Origin of the sequence: Deinococcus planocerae (assembly GCF_002869765.1) — a bacterium.
GTDB lineage: Bacteria > Deinococcota > Deinococci > Deinococcales > Deinococcaceae > Deinococcus > Deinococcus planocerae.
In genome coordinates this window covers 28,544-43,608 of record NZ_PNOR01000005.1, presented here as the reverse complement: position 1 = coordinate 43,608, position 15,065 = coordinate 28,544, and the positions used below count along the sequence as shown (strand labels likewise).

The 15,065-nt window shown below is 69.8% G+C and carries 15 protein-coding genes; 10 read left to right on the top strand and 5 right to left on the bottom strand.

The window, feature by feature from the left end:
* The first annotated feature begins 4 nt into the window (after window positions 1-4).
* Window positions 5-697 (top strand): N-acetylmannosamine-6-phosphate 2-epimerase, encoded by a 693-nt coding sequence (locus tag A7B18_RS03955; RefSeq protein ID WP_102125367.1) that lies wholly within the window; start codon window positions 5-7, stop codon window positions 695-697.
* A 34-nt stretch (window positions 698-731) separates the two neighbouring features.
* Here A7B18_RS03955 and A7B18_RS03950 read toward each other — a convergent pair whose 3' ends face one another.
* Entirely contained in the window at window positions 732-1,700 is a 969-nt protein-coding gene (locus A7B18_RS03950) for a hypothetical protein (RefSeq protein WP_102125366.1), read from the bottom strand.
* Window positions 1,701-1,879: 179 nt separating this feature from the next.
* Between A7B18_RS03950 and A7B18_RS22230 the strand changes: the two genes are divergently transcribed.
* The 3 genes from A7B18_RS22230 (at window position 1,880) to A7B18_RS03935 (ending at window position 6,158) form a co-directional block, all read left to right on the top strand.
* Entirely contained in the window at window positions 1,880-2,428 is a 549-nt protein-coding gene (locus A7B18_RS22230; protein WP_219722088.1) for a TetR/AcrR family transcriptional regulator, read from the top strand.
* 325 nt (window positions 2,429-2,753) lie between these two features.
* The gene (locus A7B18_RS03940; protein ID WP_102125364.1) at window positions 2,754-3,983 is read left to right on the top strand and encodes an ABC transporter substrate-binding protein; all 1,230 of its coding nucleotides are present in this window, start codon (window positions 2,754-2,756) and stop codon (window positions 3,981-3,983) included.
* A 153-nt stretch (window positions 3,984-4,136) separates the two neighbouring features.
* Complete coding sequence (locus A7B18_RS03935) at window positions 4,137-6,158, top strand: beta-N-acetylhexosaminidase (RefSeq protein WP_102125362.1); 2,022 nt, start codon at window positions 4,137-4,139, stop codon at window positions 6,156-6,158.
* Between the two features lie 57 nt (window positions 6,159-6,215).
* Here A7B18_RS03935 and A7B18_RS03930 read toward each other — a convergent pair whose 3' ends face one another.
* Window positions 6,216-6,845, bottom strand: coding sequence for a LysE family translocator (locus A7B18_RS03930; protein WP_102125360.1), 630 nt, complete (start codon window positions 6,843-6,845; stop codon window positions 6,216-6,218).
* A gap of 88 nt (window positions 6,846-6,933) precedes the next feature.
* Between A7B18_RS03930 and A7B18_RS03925 the strand changes: the two genes are divergently transcribed.
* The 4 genes from A7B18_RS03925 to A7B18_RS03910 all read left to right on the top strand — a co-directional run bounded on the left by A7B18_RS03925 (window position 6,934) and on the right by A7B18_RS03910 (window position 10,564).
* On the top strand, window positions 6,934-7,284 hold the full coding sequence (locus A7B18_RS03925) for a hypothetical protein (RefSeq protein WP_146009452.1): 351 nt from the start codon (window positions 6,934-6,936) through the stop codon (window positions 7,282-7,284).
* A gap of 63 nt (window positions 7,285-7,347) precedes the next feature.
* Entirely contained in the window at window positions 7,348-7,806 is a 459-nt protein-coding gene (locus tag A7B18_RS03920; protein WP_342747134.1) for an NUDIX hydrolase, read from the top strand.
* A gap of 68 nt (window positions 7,807-7,874) precedes the next feature.
* Complete coding sequence (gene argC, locus A7B18_RS03915; RefSeq protein WP_102125356.1) at window positions 7,875-8,924, top strand: N-acetyl-gamma-glutamyl-phosphate reductase; 1,050 nt, start codon at window positions 7,875-7,877, stop codon at window positions 8,922-8,924.
* Window positions 8,925-9,028: 104 nt separating this feature from the next.
* The gene (locus A7B18_RS03910) at window positions 9,029-10,564 is read left to right on the top strand and encodes a DUF4127 family protein (protein WP_102125355.1); all 1,536 of its coding nucleotides are present in this window, start codon (window positions 9,029-9,031) and stop codon (window positions 10,562-10,564) included.
* Here the strand turns inward: A7B18_RS03910 and A7B18_RS03905 are convergent.
* The gene (locus A7B18_RS03905) at window positions 10,561-10,947 is read right to left on the bottom strand and encodes a hypothetical protein (RefSeq protein ID WP_102125354.1); all 387 of its coding nucleotides are present in this window, start codon (window positions 10,945-10,947) and stop codon (window positions 10,561-10,563) included. The genes A7B18_RS03910 and A7B18_RS03905 overlap by 4 nt on opposite strands.
* A gap of 130 nt (window positions 10,948-11,077) precedes the next feature.
* Between A7B18_RS03905 and A7B18_RS03900 the strand changes: the two genes are divergently transcribed.
* Window positions 11,078-11,980, top strand: a complete 903-nt coding sequence (locus tag A7B18_RS03900) for an ROK family protein (RefSeq protein ID WP_102125482.1) — start codon at window positions 11,078-11,080, stop codon at window positions 11,978-11,980.
* On the opposite strand, the gene A7B18_RS03895 is transcribed toward A7B18_RS03900, so the two are convergent.
* Window positions 11,977-12,510, bottom strand: coding sequence for a TspO/MBR family protein (locus A7B18_RS03895; protein WP_180970009.1), 534 nt, complete (start codon window positions 12,508-12,510; stop codon window positions 11,977-11,979). The genes A7B18_RS03900 and A7B18_RS03895 overlap by 4 nt on opposite strands.
* Window positions 12,511-12,573: 63 nt before the next feature.
* Window positions 12,574-13,152 carry a TetR/AcrR family transcriptional regulator gene (locus A7B18_RS03890; protein WP_102125350.1) on the bottom strand — a complete coding sequence of 193 codons (579 nt, stop codon included), beginning with the start codon at window positions 13,150-13,152 and terminating at the stop codon, window positions 12,574-12,576.
* 334 nt (window positions 13,153-13,486) lie between these two features.
* On the opposite strand from A7B18_RS03890, the gene A7B18_RS03885 reads away from it, so the two are divergent.
* Window positions 13,487-15,064 carry an L-glutamate gamma-semialdehyde dehydrogenase gene (locus A7B18_RS03885; protein WP_102125349.1) on the top strand — a complete coding sequence of 526 codons (1,578 nt, stop codon included), beginning with the start codon at window positions 13,487-13,489 and terminating at the stop codon, window positions 15,062-15,064.
* Window position 15,065: the final 1 nt, after the last annotated feature.

The window sequence follows — 15,065 nt, the reverse complement described above, 5'->3', positions numbered from 1 at the left end:
CCCCATGCATTCCATCCTGGCGGGGTTGCGGGGCCAACTGATCGTGAGCGTGCAGGCGGACGAGGGGAGCCCGCTGCGGGAAGTGCCCCTGATCGTGGCGCTGAGCCGGGCCGCCCTGGTGGGCGGCGCCTCGGGGCTGCGGCTGCGGAGCGGCGAGGACATCCGGGCGGTGCGGGACATGTTGGAGGCGGAGGGCGGGAGCGTCCCCATCATCGGCCTGACGAAGAACAACCACCCGGGCACGGAGGTGTACATCACCGCCACCCCGGAGGAGGTGCGGGAGGTGGCCCAGGCGGGCGCGGACGTGGTGGCCTTCGACGGGACGGACCTGCCCCGGCCCCACACCGTGGCCGAACTCGTGGAGGCCACACACGCGGCGGGCGCTCTGGCGATGGCGGACATCAGCACCCTGGAGGAGGCGCGGTCGGCCTACGCGGCGGGCGCGGACATCGTGGGCACGACGATGAGCGGGTATACACCGCACAGCCCCAGGCAGCCGGGGCCCGACTTCGCCCTGATGGACGCCCTGCGCGCGGCGGGCCTCCCCTTCATTGCCGAGGGCCGATTGAACACGCCCGAGCTGGCGGCGGAGGCGCTGCGGCGGGGGGCACACGCGGTCGTGGTGGGAAGCGCGATCACCCGCCCGGATCACGTGACGCGCTGGTTTGCGCAGGCGGTGCGGGGGGCGGCGGGCTAGGCCCCTCGCCCCCTCGTGGATGCGGCTCGTCCGCTCAGGCCGGAACGGGCCCGCGTTGGGGAACGAGGGGAAGCAACGAGACCAGCACCCCGGCGGCGAGCAGCCACGCGGTCAGCACGACGCTTTGCGGCTGCCCCGCTTTCACCGCGACTCCGGCGAAGGCCCATACGAAGACGGCGCCGTACACGGGATCGCGCCACCTGAAGCGCCCGAGGAGGCCGGTGGCCGCGCACGCGAGCAGCATGACCACGGCCCAGACTTCCGCCCCCAGTCCGAGGCCGCTGAAGCCGACGAACTCCAGCGCCGAGGCGATGCCGATGACGCTGGCAACGGTCAACCACCCGGCGTAGAGGCTGGCCGAACCCCGCAAGAGGCGTTCGAGTCCCCCGACCCGGACCCGGGGAATCTCCAGCCGGAGGTACAGCCACAGCGCCGTCACGAACTGCCCGAGGAGCACGGCGACCGACACGAGGCGCCGCTCGCGCTGGGTGGCGACGAACCAGACGAAGTTGAAGATCATGTTGACGATCAGGGGCAGGCGGGCCCGGGCATAGCGCGGATTGTCCCGGCCCGGCCCGAACGCCTGCGCGGCGGCCAGCCCGAGCAGCCCCGGGTAGATCGCGCCCCAGATGCTGAAAGCACCGTTGACCGGCAGGATCAGGATGCCCGAGTTCTGCCGGTCCGACAGGTCCTCGATCCTCGGCCCGAACCATCCGCGCGTGCCGCTGAGCACCCCCAGCCCGACACTCAGGAAGGGGACGGCGAGGGCCGCCAGACGCAGGAGTGGCCCCGACTCATCCCGGGCCGCCACGGCGGGCACGTCCGACCCGGCAGAGCCTAGCCCCAACCTCCCCGGCAGGTGATCCGCCACCCGGAGCGCGAGATCACGGACGGCGGTCACGGCTTCAACGAGGGCTCGCTCCAGCCTCCTCGCCATGTTCCGTCCAGCGGCCAGAAGGGCGTCGGGGAGCGTCAAGGAACGGAAACGGGTCGCCAGGGTCATAACCATCCTCCTCAGGGGTAGGGAGTCCGCGTCGTGCCGCCGCAATCAACCGACCGGTCGATTGATTATCATAGGGTACACTGCCGGGAGGAGGGGAACAAGCTGTGGCGCCGGGCACGCGTTCAAAGAATCCAGTCGGTCGCCCCCGGCGTTCTGCGGCGGCGGGCGGCGGGGCCCCCATGCGGGAGACCATCCTCGACCGGGCGGGGGAACTGCTGGCGGGGCGCGGCTACGCGGGCATGTCGATGGACGATGTGGCGCGGGCGGCGGGCGTCACGAAGGGCACGCTCTACCACCACTTCCCGGAGGGCAAGGACGCGCTGATCCTGGCGGTGGGGGAGCGGAGCCTGAGGCGGCACGGGGACGGGCTGGCGGCGGCGATCACGGCGGCGGAGGGCGCCCGTGCCGGGCTGGAGGCCGTGGCGCGCTGGACGCTGGAACACAGCGGCGGCCCCGAGCACATCCTGCGAGACGCCGTGCGCTTCCTGCCCCAGGAGCACGCCGAGGCCATGACGCGGGGCTTCATGACGCGGCTGTACGGGCCGGTGCGCGACCTTCTGGAGGGGGGCGTCCAGCGCGGTGAACTGCCCCCCCACGACACGGAGTTCGTGGCCTGGGCCTTCCTGGGGCTGCTGGCGGAGTTCGCCGAGTTGCAGCCGTCGGTGGTCAGACCCCGCCTGGCCGAGCAGATCGTGGGGCTTGTGCTGGACGGAATAGGCGGGAAGTAGGACCCCCGGGCCTGGCGCGTGGAATCGTCGTGCCAGTTTAGCCACGGAGCCCGCTCGCCGTGGCGGTAGATCTGAGCATCCTCTAGCCAAACCTCGGCGGGGCGGCCCTCTTGCACGGGTGCCAGATGCTCACGCAACTCTTCCTCGTGATCAATCAGTACTTCTCGTCCAGCGAGACCCAACAGGTGCGTTCGCACCCCGCCACCGTAACAGGGCCCTCCGTCTCCCGCCCCACATGAGACCCCGCCCCCATCCTCTCAGACGACTTCAGGAACCTCACGCTACAGTCTTGGGCACGCCCTAAGCCTGTTCTCAAGGAGTGCCCATGAAGAAGTTCATCGTGACCGCCGCCCTCGTCGCCCTCGGCAGCGCCAGCGCGCAGAAGACGCAGATGGAGTTCTGGACGATTGCGCTCGCGCCCCTCTTCAACGACGAGATGAACCGGCTCGTCGCCCAGTTCGAGAAGGAAAACCCCAACGTGGACCTGAAGTGGGTGGACGTGCCCGCCTCGGCCATCGAGCAAAAGCTCCTCGCCGCCATCGCCTCGGGCCGCCCGCCCGCCGCCGTGAACCTGTCTTCCGACATGGTGGTGAAGATGGTGGACCAGGGGGCGCTGGAGCCGCTGACGCTGACGGACGCGCAGAGGAAGCTGTACTTCCCCAGCCCGCTGAATACCTTCACGTACGACGGCAAGGTCATGGGCGTGCCGTGGTACTGGTCGCCGAAGGTGGTGGCGTACAACACCGACATCTTCCGCAAGGCGGGCCTGGACCCCAACAACCCACCCCGCACGATCCAGACGCTGATCACCGCCGCCCGGCAGATCAAGGACAAGACGGGCATGTACGGCTTCGTGCCCAACATCAACAACCTCAACCTGCTGTACCTCTTCCAGGAGGCGGGCCTCCCGGTCTTCGACAAGTCGGGCGGCAAGGCGGTGTTCAACTCGCCGCAGCACGTGCAGCTCCTCCAGACGTACGTGGACCTGTACAAGAAGGGGTACATCCCCGAAGACACCATGCGCCGGGGCTTCACCGCCGCGACCGAGCTGTACTCCAGCGGCAAGCTGGGGATGCTGATCACCGGGCCGCAGTTCATCCTGCGGGTGGCGAACGACAACAAGGCCGTGTACGACCTGACGAAGGTGGCGCCCTACCCCATCAACATCGCGGGGAACGTCATCCACACGCCGCTGATGGGCTTTTCCGTGCCCAAGGGCGCCCGTGACAAGGCGCTGGCGCAGAAGCTGGCGCTGTTCCTCACGAACGACGTGAACCAGCTCGCCTTCTCCAAGGTCACGAAGACGACCTTCCCGAGCACCGTGAGAGCGAGCACGGACAAGTTCTTCAAGCAGGGCGGGCAGAACGCCACCGACCAGGGCAGGCTCGTCGCCAGCACCGAGCTGAAAAAGGCCCGGGACCTGACCCTCGTGTACCCCGACGCGGGCAAGCTCAACAAGGTCTTCAAGGACAACGTGGAGGCGGCCATGACCGGCCAGAAGGGCGCCAAGCAGGCCCTTGACGACATCGTGAAGGCGTGGAACGCGAGCCTGTAAGGGCAGACGAAGTGATGAGATGCGGCGCGTAGGCCTGGGAGACTGGGCCGCGTGCCGCCCCTTTTGGTCTTTTCTCCCTCCCTCCTTGTGGGGGAGGGCCGGGGAGGGGGGTGGCAGGCCCCGCCTGCCCTCTTTCCCTGCCGAGGTAAACAAGTGCGCCTAGCAAGCATCTTCCTATCAACCGCCCTCCTCTCCCCCGCCCTCGCCACCCCCCTCCCCGTCACCTCCGTCCCTGACGCGCGGGCCGTGCAACCCAGCTCGAACCTCGTGCCCCAGCCGAAGAAGGCGGAGTTCCCGGCAGGCACGCTCCCCGTCTCCGGCCTCGGCGTGCGGGTGGTGGGGAACGCGCCCGAGTTGGGCTGGGCCGTGCGCGACCTGCGGGGCGAGTGGAAAACGCGGCTGGGAGCAAACCTGCCAGATGGCGGATCCCGCTCCATCGTGATCGGCACGCGGGCGGACGCGGGGCTGGCGGCGAAGGCGCGGGCGGCGGGCCTGTACACCGAGGCGGTGGAGGGGTACGCGCTGTGGGTGGACGGGACGGGGGCCTACGTGGTCGGGGCCGACCCCAAAGGAGCGTATTACGGCGCTCAGACGTTGCAACAACTGCTCACGCCGGGGGGCATCCGGTTCGCCCGCGTGCAGGACGCGCCCGCCCTGAAACAGCGGGTGGCGATGCTGTATCTCGACGGTTCGGGCGGGGCGGTGAACGACCGCCTGATTCCCATGCTGGCGGGGCTCAAGTACAACGCCGTGCTGGTGATGAGCAATTACGTCCAGTGGGACGTGGCCCGCGCGGGCGGATGGGCGCACCCCGGCGGCGCGACGAAGGCGGAGGCGGCGCGGGTGGCGAAACTGGCCCGCGAGCACGGGCTGGAGGTCATCCCCCTGATCGAAACGCTGGGGCACACCCAGTGGATGTTCCAGGGCGGGAAGAATCTCGACCTCGTGCAGGACCCGGACTCGCAGAATCCCTTCGCGTACGACACGCTCAACCCGCAGACGTACGACCGGGTGATCTTCCCCGTGCTGCGCGAGGCGGTGCAGGTCTTCCAGCCGGGGGTCATCCACATCGGCCACGACGAGGTGCGCAACCGCGACCGCTTCCCCGCGCGGGCGAACGGGAAGGCGGCGGGGTTCGAGCGGCTGTTCGTGGACGACACCGTGAAGCTCCACGACTTCCTGAAGGCGCAGAACGTGGGCACGATGATCTGGCACGACGCCGCCTTCGCGGACAGCGTGATCGACACCCTGCCCGCGCGGTTGCCCAAGGACATTCAGGTCGCGTACTGGGCCTACGCGCCGGGCAGCGAATTTCCGATGCTCGCGCGCATCAAGGCCCTGGGCTTCCCGGTGCTGGGCGCCTCCTGGCACGAGCCGGGCAACGCGGAGGGGCTCGCCGGGGCCGCCGCGCGGGTCGGGGCCGCGGGCATGATCCAGACGCGCTGGTCGGGGTACTTCGGCAACCCGAGCATCTGGGACGGGCAGGCCGAGCAGGGGGTGGCCTTCGTGCGGGCGGGGGCGAGTTTCTGGAATCCGGCGGGGCAGGTGGTGGGGGCGGACGCGGTGTTCCGGGACCTGTACGCGCCGGGAGCCTACCGAAATACGGCGGGCGCCCTGGTCAACCTCGCGCCGCTCGTGACCCGCAAGCTCACCGACGACGATGAGCAGGGCTGGATTCTCAAGGGGCCGGACACCGACCTGCGGAGCCTTCCGACCGGGAACGTGCGGCTGGGCTCCTACCGCTTCGACGTGCGCGGGGCCGTGATGCTGCGGGGGAACCGGGCGGCGGCCAGGGGACTCCCCGAGCGGGCGACGGTCGAACTGGGGCGCAAGGCGGACGCCCTCGCCTTCCTGCACACGACGGGCTGGCCCAGCCCCACCCCCCGCGACGTGATCGGGCGGTACGAGGTGCGGTATGCAGACGGGAGCACGCTCAACGTGCCGCTGGAGTACGGGCGCAACATCCGCGCCTGGACGGACATCGTACCCACGAGCATGATCGCCGCGCCGGGGTGGACGGGCAAAACGCGCGACGGCCTGGACGTGAACGTGCCCGTGCTGGAGTGGGCGAACCCCAAGCCAGGCGTCACCATCCAGAGCGTGACCCTGGTCAGCGAGGGCAAGGGGGCGAACCCGACCCTGGTCGGGCTGACGCTGATCGGCGGGGGGAAGTAGGGGGCGGTCCAAATCGGAGCGGCGCCGGGTGTGGGGCTGGGTCCTCGCGCCCGGCGCCTACTTGTGCCCGACCGTGGCCGTGCCGATTCCCAACGCGATGTAGACGCCTCCCGTCACGTACTTCTGCCGCCGCGCAAAGAGCCGGTTGCCTTGCAGCCGCTTCCCGACCGTGCCCGCCAGCAGGGCATAGGTGCCGTCGCTGAGGGTCGCCAGCAGCAGGAACAAGGCACCCAGCGTCAGCGTCTGGAGGGCCACCGGGCCGCGCTCGGGGCGAACGAACTGCGGGAGGAAGGCCAGGAAGAAGAGGGCCGTCTTGGGGTTGAGTGCGTTGACGAGAGCACCCTGCCAGAAGACCTGGCCGAGGCGTTTGGGGGTGGGCATCTGGACCGCGTGGACCTCCGCGGGGGCGAGCAGCGTCCGCACGCCGAGAAACACGAGGTACGCTGCCCCCAGGTACTTCACCGCGCTGAACAGCAGGGCGGACGACAGGACGAGCGCCGAGAGCCCGACCGCCGCCGCGAGCACGTGGACGAGGCCGCCCGTCTGCACGCCGAGCGCGGACACCAGCCCCGCCCGCCTCCCCTGGTGCAGGCTGCGCGCGACGATGTAGAGGACCGAGGGACCCGGCACGGCTAGCAGCGCGAGCGCGGCGACGACGAAGAGGGCGAGGGTGGAGGGGTCGGCCATGGGCGAACCTCCTGGGGATGGTCGATGTCCGGGTCCAGTTAGTCAGCCGGGTCCACGCGTGTCAAGCGTCCGGGAGGGGACACGGCATATGCGCGCAGACGCTACGCCGACCCATGCGACGATCAGGCCGATGACCGACACGCCGCGTCTCATGGCCGACCACCAATGCTTCCCGCTGTGGCTTCCAGAAGGGAAAGGTGACCTGGACCCCGCCGAGTTGAACCTGCCCGCCCACCTCACTGCCCGACTCCTGGCCTGGGCGGCCGCGTTCGACTCCACGCTGAACCGGAACGACCCGGCCTCTCCCCTGCCCATGCGCGCGGCCTTCCTGCGGGTCAGGGAGGACGAATGGCACTCCTTCGAGCGCGAGGGACACACCCTCTGGCGGGAAGTGCAGGAGGCGCGGCCCGAGCTACAAATCACCTATTACAGCACCTAGCTGAGACGCACGCTAGGACCGGGGGAGGACGAACTCCTCGACCTGCTGGACGACGCGGGAAAGGTGAGGGGCGTGCTGTGGCGTTCAGCGTCGGAGGGGGTCAGGCACAAGTGGGGAGTGGTGGCTTTCCTACGCAACCCGTCAGGCGAACTCTTCATCCCGCGCCGGGCTGCTCACAAGACCCGCTGGCCCAGTGCGCTCGACTTCAGCGTGGGCGGGCTGGTGATGGCGGGAGAGTCCTGCGACCGAGCCTTCCTCCGCGAGGCCCGGGAGGAGCTGAATCTCGACGTGGAGGCGACAGGCTGGCGGGTGGCGGGAACGTTCGACCCGTTCCACCACGACCTACGCTGCTTCGCCCGCGTGTACGAGGTGCCGTTCGAGGGCATCCCAGCCCTTAACCCCGACGACTTCAGCGGCGGCGAGTGGCTGACGTCGGACGAGGTGCGGAGGCGGGCCGAGGCGGGAGACCCCGTGAACGGCGACCTTCTTACGGTCCTCGACTTAGTGTATGGCAAGCAGTAACGCTCTCCGACCTTCAGCACGTAAGGTGAGAAACACTCGTCCCCGCCATCTGTGCTGAACTGGGCCGGATGACTGGTCAAGAGCAGCTTTCGGTCGCCATCGTGGGGGGCAGCGGGTACGCGGGGGGGGAGTTCCTGCGGCTGGCGCTGGGGCACCCGCATCTCAACGTCACGCAGGTGACGAGCGAGCGCAGCGCGGGGCAGCCCGTGGCGCTCGTCCACCCCAACCTGCGGGGCCGCACCAACCTCAAGTTCCGCAAGGCGGCGGAGCTGGAGGAGGCCGACATCATCGTCCTTGCCCTGCCGCACGGGAGCGCGGCGAAGCGCATCGGGGAGTTCGAGGGGAAGGGGCGGGTGATCGTGGACCTGTCGGCGGACTTCCGCCTCAAGGACCCGGAGGTGTACCGGGCGACATATGGAGAGGACCACCCGACGCCCGACCGCCTGGGTGAGTGGGTGTACGGCAATCCGGAGCTGCACCGCGAGGAGTTGCGCGGCGCGACCCGGATCGCCTGCGCGGGGTGCTTCGCGACCGGGGTGATCCTGGCGCTGTACCCGCTGCTCAAGCTGGGGGTGCTGCTTCCCAAGGACATCATTGCCACGGGGCTCGTGGGGTCGAGCGCGGCGGGGGCGAGCGCGACGGAGGCCTCGCACCACCCCGAGCGGGCGGGGAGCCTGCGGGTGTACAAGCCGGTCGGGCACCGCCACACCGCCGAGGTGCAGCAGGAGCTTCCCGGCAACTTCCCCATCCACCTCACCGCAATCAGCACGCCGAGGGTGCGGGGCATCCTCTCGACCCTCCAGGCGTGGATTCCTGACGGGTACTCCGACCGGGACGTGTGGAGCGCCTACCGTGAGGTGTACGGTGCTGAACCCTTCATCCGCATCGTGAAGGTCGCCAAGGGCATCCACCGCTACCCCGACCCCATGCTTCTCGACGGCACGAACTACTGCGACCTGGGCTTCGAGATGGACGTGGACTCGGGCCGCGTGGTGCTGATGAGCGCCATCGACAACCTCGTGAAGGGCACGGCGGGGCACGCCATCCAGAGCCTCAACGTCGCCCACGGCTGGGAGGAGACGACGGGGCTGGAGTTCGCGGGGCTGCACCCGGCCTGAGGCTGGGGATGGAAGACCGCCCGTGGCGTTGAGAGTCTGTCTTCCGGCACGGCGGGCGGCCTCGTTTTGTCCTCCTGTCAGATCGCTGCTCTAGCCTGGAAGGGATGAGCGCCTCCCCCCGCCTGCTGCTGATCCCCCCCGACACGCGCCCCCCCACCCTCAACCTCCCCGTGGGGCTGGCCCGCATGACGGGGGCCGAGGTCCGCGTGCCGCCCCTGGAGGCCCTGCCGCATTTCTTCACGCCGGGCGACACCGGGCGGCTGCGCGAGTGGCTGCTGAACGAGGCACCGCACGCCGACGCCCTCATCGTCTGCCTGGAGACGCTGTGCCTCGGCGGCATGATCCCGGCGCGGCGGGTGTCGGACCCACTGGACCTTGCCCTGGAACGGCTGGGAGCGTTGCAGGAGGCGAGGCGGCTCAACCCGAATCTGCGCGTCTATGCCTTCGGGGTGATCGTCCGGGTGGCGCACGACAACGACCCGCACGAGGAAAAGCCCTACTACGGCGAGTGGGGCCGCGAGTTGCGGGCGTACTCCACCGCGTTCGACCGCCACGCGCGGCACGGCGCGGGGGAATTGGAAGCCCTGGAGGCGGCCCACGCGGCCCTTCCGGCAGACGTGCTCGCCGACTGGGTGAGCACCCGCGAGCGCAACCGGGCGCTCCACCTCGCGGCGCTCGACCTGCTCGCGGAAGGCACGCTGACCCACCTGTGCCTCACGCTGGACGACACCACCCCCTACGGCCTCGCCGCCTTCGACCGCCGGATGCTGGAGGCGCGGGCGGACGAGCTGGGCGTGTGGGACCGTTTGGACGTGTACCCCGGCGCGGACGAGGTGCCGTGTGCCCTGATTGCGCGGGCGTTAAGGCCGGAGAAGACGCGAATCTGGGTGCGTTACAGCGGCATCCTGGGTGCGGGCGCGGAGTTGATCTACGAGGACCGCCCGGCGGGGGAACTCGTGCGGACACACCTGCGGGCGGCGGGGTGCGTACCTGCGAACACTCCCGAGGAGGCCGATTTCATCCTCGCCGTGAACACGCCGGGCACGAGACAGGCGAGCTTTCAACCCGACTTCGCCACCGTGGACACGCCGCACCGTCACCTCCTCGCCTTCGTGGACGACCTGCGGGACGATCTGGCGGCGGGCCGGACGGTGAGCCTCGCGGACATCGCCTACCCCAACGGGGCGGAGCGGCGGCTGTGGACGCTGATGCAGGGTCTGCCCCTCGCCCGGCTGGCGGGCTACGGCGCGTGGAATACGGCGGGCAACACGCTGGGGAGTGCGGTCGCCTTCGGCAAGCTCGCGCCCCTGGTGCGGGACCGGGCGGCGTACGCAGAAGCTCTCTTTTCCCGCATGGTGGACGACGCGCTGTATCAGGCGTTCGCGCGGGCGGAGGTCCGCGCACGACTGAATAACCCCAGTCCCTTCGACCTGGGGGAGCAACTGGGGGCGGCGGAAGCGCATCTGCGGGAGATCATCACCCCCAGAATTCAGACGCTGTGGGAGCGGCATTTTGCGGGAACGGGGTTGAGGCTGGAAGTCGGCGAAGCCCACCTCGCCTGGCCCCGGCTGTTCACAGGCGTGTTTCCGCTCACCGTGAGCGCCGCTGGGGGGTGGGAGTCGGCGCCCGGCGAAGATTAACCTCCGTCGCGGGGCTGCGGCGACACCACGTTGCCCTGGCCGGGACGCTGCACCGTGGGCCGCCGGAACACGGCGACGAGCAGCAGCACCCACGCGACGGCGTGCAGGAGGGTGTTCACCACCCCGATGACGGCGTAGATCGCACCCACCTGGGCGGCGGGCAGGGCCTGCCGGACCACCGTCCAGGGGAGCAGCGCGCCCACCAGGGCACTCCCGACGCCCAGCACCAGAAACAGCACGAGGGCGGCCAGCATCAGCCCGTAACGGGCGGGGGCTTCGCGGCGGCGCCCGGCGGCGAGGACGATTCCCACCACCAGAACGATCCACACCGGGGAGGCGACGGCCAGTTGGAGGAGCAGACCGAGCCAGGATGCGCTGTCCATGAAAACCTCTTCTCCAGGGTGGGTGTGAAACGGCGGGCGTGGTCCGTGGGCCCAGCCTAGCAAGCGCCCCGGGGACACGCCGCCCCACCTCCCGCGCGGGCACGAGAACGGGGAGAATGACGGCGTGACCCTGGCTCAAGACGACACCTCTCCCCCCCTGCTCGCCCTCGACATCGGGGGCACGTCCATCCGCGCCGCGTTGATCGAGGGGGGACGCGTGACCGAGCGGCGGGAGACGCGCACGCCGAAGCCCGCCCACCCGGACGCCGTGATCGCCGCCGCCCTGGACCTCACCGGGCCTCTCGCCCCGGGAGCCTCCGCCCTCGGTGTGGCCTGCGCGGGGGCCGTCGCCGGGGGACGGGTGACCGCCACCGCCGCCCACACCTTCCCCGGCTGGACGGACATCACCCTGGCCGAGCGGCTGGGCGCGGGGCTGGGCCTGCCGTGCGCCGCCCTGAACGATGCCCGCGCCGCCGCCTGGGGCGAGTTCGCCGCCGGGGCGGGACGGGGGGCGGGCGAGTTCATGTTCATCACCGTCAGCACCGGGGTGGGGGCGGGGCCCGTGCTGGGTGGGCGGCTGCACCTCGCCGCGAACGGGCTGGACGCCGAACTGGGCTTCGTCAGCGTGCCCGCCGCGTGGTCACCGGGGGCCGAGGTCCCGACGCTGGGTCCGCTCGGCCCGCTGGAGTTCGAGACGAGCGGCACGGCGCTGGGGGCGCGGGCCCGGGTCCTCGGCCACGCCGACGCCCGCGCCCTGTGCGACGCCGCCGAGGACGGGGACGCCGTGGCCGACGCCGCCTACCTGCACTCCGCCGCCCGCATCGCCTGGAAAGTCGCCGACGTGGCCGCCCTGCTGGGGGTGACGCGGGTGGCCCTGGGCGGCAGCGTGGGCTTGCGTCCCGGGTATCTGGCGCGGGTGCGGGACTCACTCACCCACTTCCCCGCCCGTTACCGCCCCGAGGTCGTCCACGCCGAGCTGGGGGCGGACGCGGGGCTGATCGGGGCGGCGCTGTGGGCTCAGGGGCAGGGTTAGCTCCTGCCGCGGCTCAGGAACTCGTCCCGGTTGTGCCGGGCGACCCAGACCGAGACGTAGGTGGCGAGCAGCAGCCACAGGACCCGCGGCAGGATCAGCAGGCCCGCGCGGCGGTCCACCTTCAGGCTGTAGACGAGGCTCCCCGCCCCCACGGCCAGGCCCGCCGCCGTGTCCGCGGCCCCCAGCACCGGGCTCCTCAGCCCGAAATACACGGTGTTGAAGGCCGCGAACAGCACCCAGCCGCTGCCTTCGAGCACGTATACCTTGCGGTGGTCCCCGGTCTGCTCGGGGTCGTTGGCGACCCGCGCAAGGGCGATCAGGGACGTGACGTTGAGAAAGAGCCACATCGGCGGGAAGAGCCAGTCGGGCGGGGCGACGGTGGGACGCTTGAAGTCGTTGTAGAACGCCTCGTTACCATTGACACCAGCAGGCAGGATGCTCACGGCGTTGGCGGCGGCGAAGATGCCCAGGGCATGCCACCAGCGGAACCGGGGGGCGGAACGGGAACGGGAACGGGTCAAGGTCGTCACCAGGAACCTCCAGAGGAGAGTGCTTCGGAGGAACGGTCGTTCGGTAGGTTTTTGGGAAGGAGTTTAGGCACCGAGGCCGTCAATGAGCAGGGCTGCAATCCACGTCGCCAGGCTGGCGTCGCGCGGCGTTTCCCCTCCCGAGCCCATCTCGGAGACGAGATCCAGGAAAGCCCAGGCGCTGCGCTCGCTGTCGTGGGGGCGCAATTCGCCCGAGGCCACGCCGTCTTCGATCACCTGACGAATCTGGAGGTAATTCAGCCGGGAGAAGAGGTCGAAGACATGGGTCTGGTGCTCCTGGGGCAGGAACCGCAGGGCGTCGCGCACCACGCGTCCCGTCTGCACCGGGCCGGAGAAGACGTAGGTGGCGATGGCGGTCAGGCGGGCGCGGGCGGTCATGTGATCCCGGATCGCCCGCGCGAACCCGGCGGCGTCACGCCCGATGGCCCGCTCGGCGAGTTCCAGGACGACCTGTTCCTTGCCCCCCGGGAAGTGGTGGTACAGGCTCGCCTTGCGGACACCCACCCTCTCGGCCACGGCGTCCATCGAGACCCCCAGGTAGCCGTACTCGTGCAGTAGCGCGCTCGCCGCCGCCAGCACCAGTTCGCGCGTGTCTCGGGCGTCTTCCTTGCGCGGGCGCGGCATGGGCTTAACCTAGCGGTTCTCGCTCGGGACCGGACGGCGTGAACGGCACGGACGGCCCCCAGGCCGCCTCCTTACCTCCTTTACCTACCAATTGGTAGTTTATTTGCCTCCAGCTCGGCAATTGAGTGGGGCGCACAAGATGAAGGGGAGCCCAAGAGTCTGACCGCGCCGAGCGGGGGGAGCCACGTCCAGGCGCTTTTCATTTGCAAGGCGATGGGGGATGCCAGGCGACGGGAGGAGTCACCTTGAGGGGCATCTTTTTGCGTCTGACAGCGATTTTGTCCCTTCTCGCGCCCCGTGTTAGCCTCACCTCGACCATAAGGAGGCAGGGCCGATGACGAGCACGCTGATGGAGGGCTTTCTCCCCTTCGAGCACGAACCGTACTTCCCGTTCAGCCGCGAGGACGTGGCGCAGGCGCAGCGGGAGGCTTACCGCCGGGTACGGGAGAGATACGTGGGCCGCACCTTCCCGCTGTCCCTGGGGGGCGAGCGGGTGGAGAGCGGGGAGACCTTCGAGGTCCGCAACCCCGCCGACACGCGCGAGGTGGTGTGGCGTTTCCCCAAGGCGACGCCCGAGCAACTGGAGCAGGCCGTGGCGTCCGCAAAAGAGGCGTTCGAGACGTGGCGCTTCTCCGACCCGATGCAGCGGGCGACCATCTTCAAGCGGGCGGGCGAACTGCTGCGCGCCCGGCGGATGGAGTTCAATGCCGTGATGGGGCTGGAGAACGGCAAGAACTGGGCCGAGGCCGACGGCGAGGTCGCCGAGTGTGTGGACCACTTCGAGGTCTTTGCCCGCGAGACGCTGAAGTGGGCGCAGGGCAAGCCCGTCTACCCCATGCCGGACGAGCACGTCACCACCGTCTACGAACCTATCGGCGTCGTCGCGGTGATCAGCCCGTGGAATTTCCCGGCGGCGATTCCGCTCGGTATGGCGTTGGGGGCCATCGCGGCGGGGAACACGGTGGTTTGGAAGCCCGCCTCCGAGACGCCGTTGTCGAGCCTCCTCCTCGTGGAGCTGTTGTTCGAGGCGGGGTTGCCCCGGAACGTCATCCAGTTCATCACCGGGACGGACGAGGTGCTGGGCGATCCGCTGGTGGACCACAGGGACGTGCGGATGATCGCCTTCACGGGCTCCAAGGAGATCGGCTGCCGGATCATGGAGCGCGCGGCAAAGGTGCAGCCCGGGCAGCGGTGGCTCAAGCGCGTCATGGCCGAGATGGGCGGCAAGGACCCCACGGTGGTGTGCGCCGACGCCGATCTCGACGCCGCCGCGACGGGCATCGTGCAGGCCGCCTTCGGGTACGCCGGGCAGAAGTGCTCCGCGTGCAGCCGCGTGATCGCTGAAGAGGGCGTGTACGACGCGCTGCTTGACAAGGTTGTGTCGCTCGCCCGCGAGTTGAAGGTCGGGTCGCCCGAGGAGAACGCCCCCCTCGGTCCCGTCATCCACGAGGGGAGCGCGCGGCGGATCATGGGCTACATCGAGAACGGGAAGCAGACGGCGCGACTCGTCCTGGGCGGGGAGCGGGCGGACAGCGGGGAACGCGAGGGCGGGTACGTGCAGCCCACCATCTTCGCGGACGTGGACCCGAAGGACCCCCTCTTCCAGGAGGAGATTTTCGGGCCGGTGCTGACCTTCACCCGGGCGCGCGACTGGCGCCATGCCATCGACCTCGCCAACGACTCGGAGTACGGGCTGACCGCCGCCTTCTACAGCCGCGACCCCGGCAAGATCAACGAGGCGCGGCGGCTGATGCACGTCGGGAATCTCTACATCAACCGCAAGTGCACGGGGGCGCTCTCCGGCACCCACGCCTTCGGGGGGTACAACATGAGCGGCACGAACGCCAAGGTGGGGGGGCCCGACTACCTCTTCTGGTTCGTGCAGACGAAGACGGTGGCGCAGAAATATTGAC

Excerpts from the sequence above, each read along its gene's own strand:
- A7B18_RS03950 (WP_102125366.1), bottom strand. The coding sequence starts at position 1,700 with ATGACCCTGGCGACCCGTTTCCGTTCCTTGACGCTCCCCGACGCCCTT.
- A7B18_RS03905 (WP_102125354.1), bottom strand. The coding sequence starts at position 10,947 with ATGGACAGCGCATCCTGGCTCGGTCTGCTCCTCCAACTGGCCGTCGCC.
- A7B18_RS03890 (WP_102125350.1), bottom strand. The coding sequence starts at position 13,152 with ATGCCGCGCCCGCGCAAGGAAGACGCCCGAGACACGCGCGAACTGGTG.
- A7B18_RS03930 (WP_102125360.1), bottom strand. The coding sequence starts at position 6,845 with ATGGCCGACCCCTCCACCCTCGCCCTCTTCGTCGTCGCCGCGCTCGCG.
- A7B18_RS03885 (WP_102125349.1), top strand. The coding sequence starts at position 13,487 with ATGACGAGCACGCTGATGGAGGGCTTTCTCCCCTTCGAGCACGAACCG.
- A7B18_RS03955 (WP_102125367.1), top strand. The coding sequence starts at position 5 with ATGCATTCCATCCTGGCGGGGTTGCGGGGCCAACTGATCGTGAGCGTG.
- A7B18_RS03910 (WP_102125355.1), top strand. The coding sequence starts at position 9,029 with ATGAGCGCCTCCCCCCGCCTGCTGCTGATCCCCCCCGACACGCGCCCC.
- A7B18_RS22230 (WP_219722088.1), top strand. The coding sequence starts at position 1,880 with ATGCGGGAGACCATCCTCGACCGGGCGGGGGAACTGCTGGCGGGGCGC.
- A7B18_RS03940 (WP_102125364.1), top strand. The coding sequence starts at position 2,754 with ATGAAGAAGTTCATCGTGACCGCCGCCCTCGTCGCCCTCGGCAGCGCC.
- argC (WP_102125356.1), top strand. The coding sequence starts at position 7,875 with ATGACTGGTCAAGAGCAGCTTTCGGTCGCCATCGTGGGGGGCAGCGGG.
- A7B18_RS03925 (WP_146009452.1), top strand. The coding sequence starts at position 6,934 with ATGCGCGCAGACGCTACGCCGACCCATGCGACGATCAGGCCGATGACC.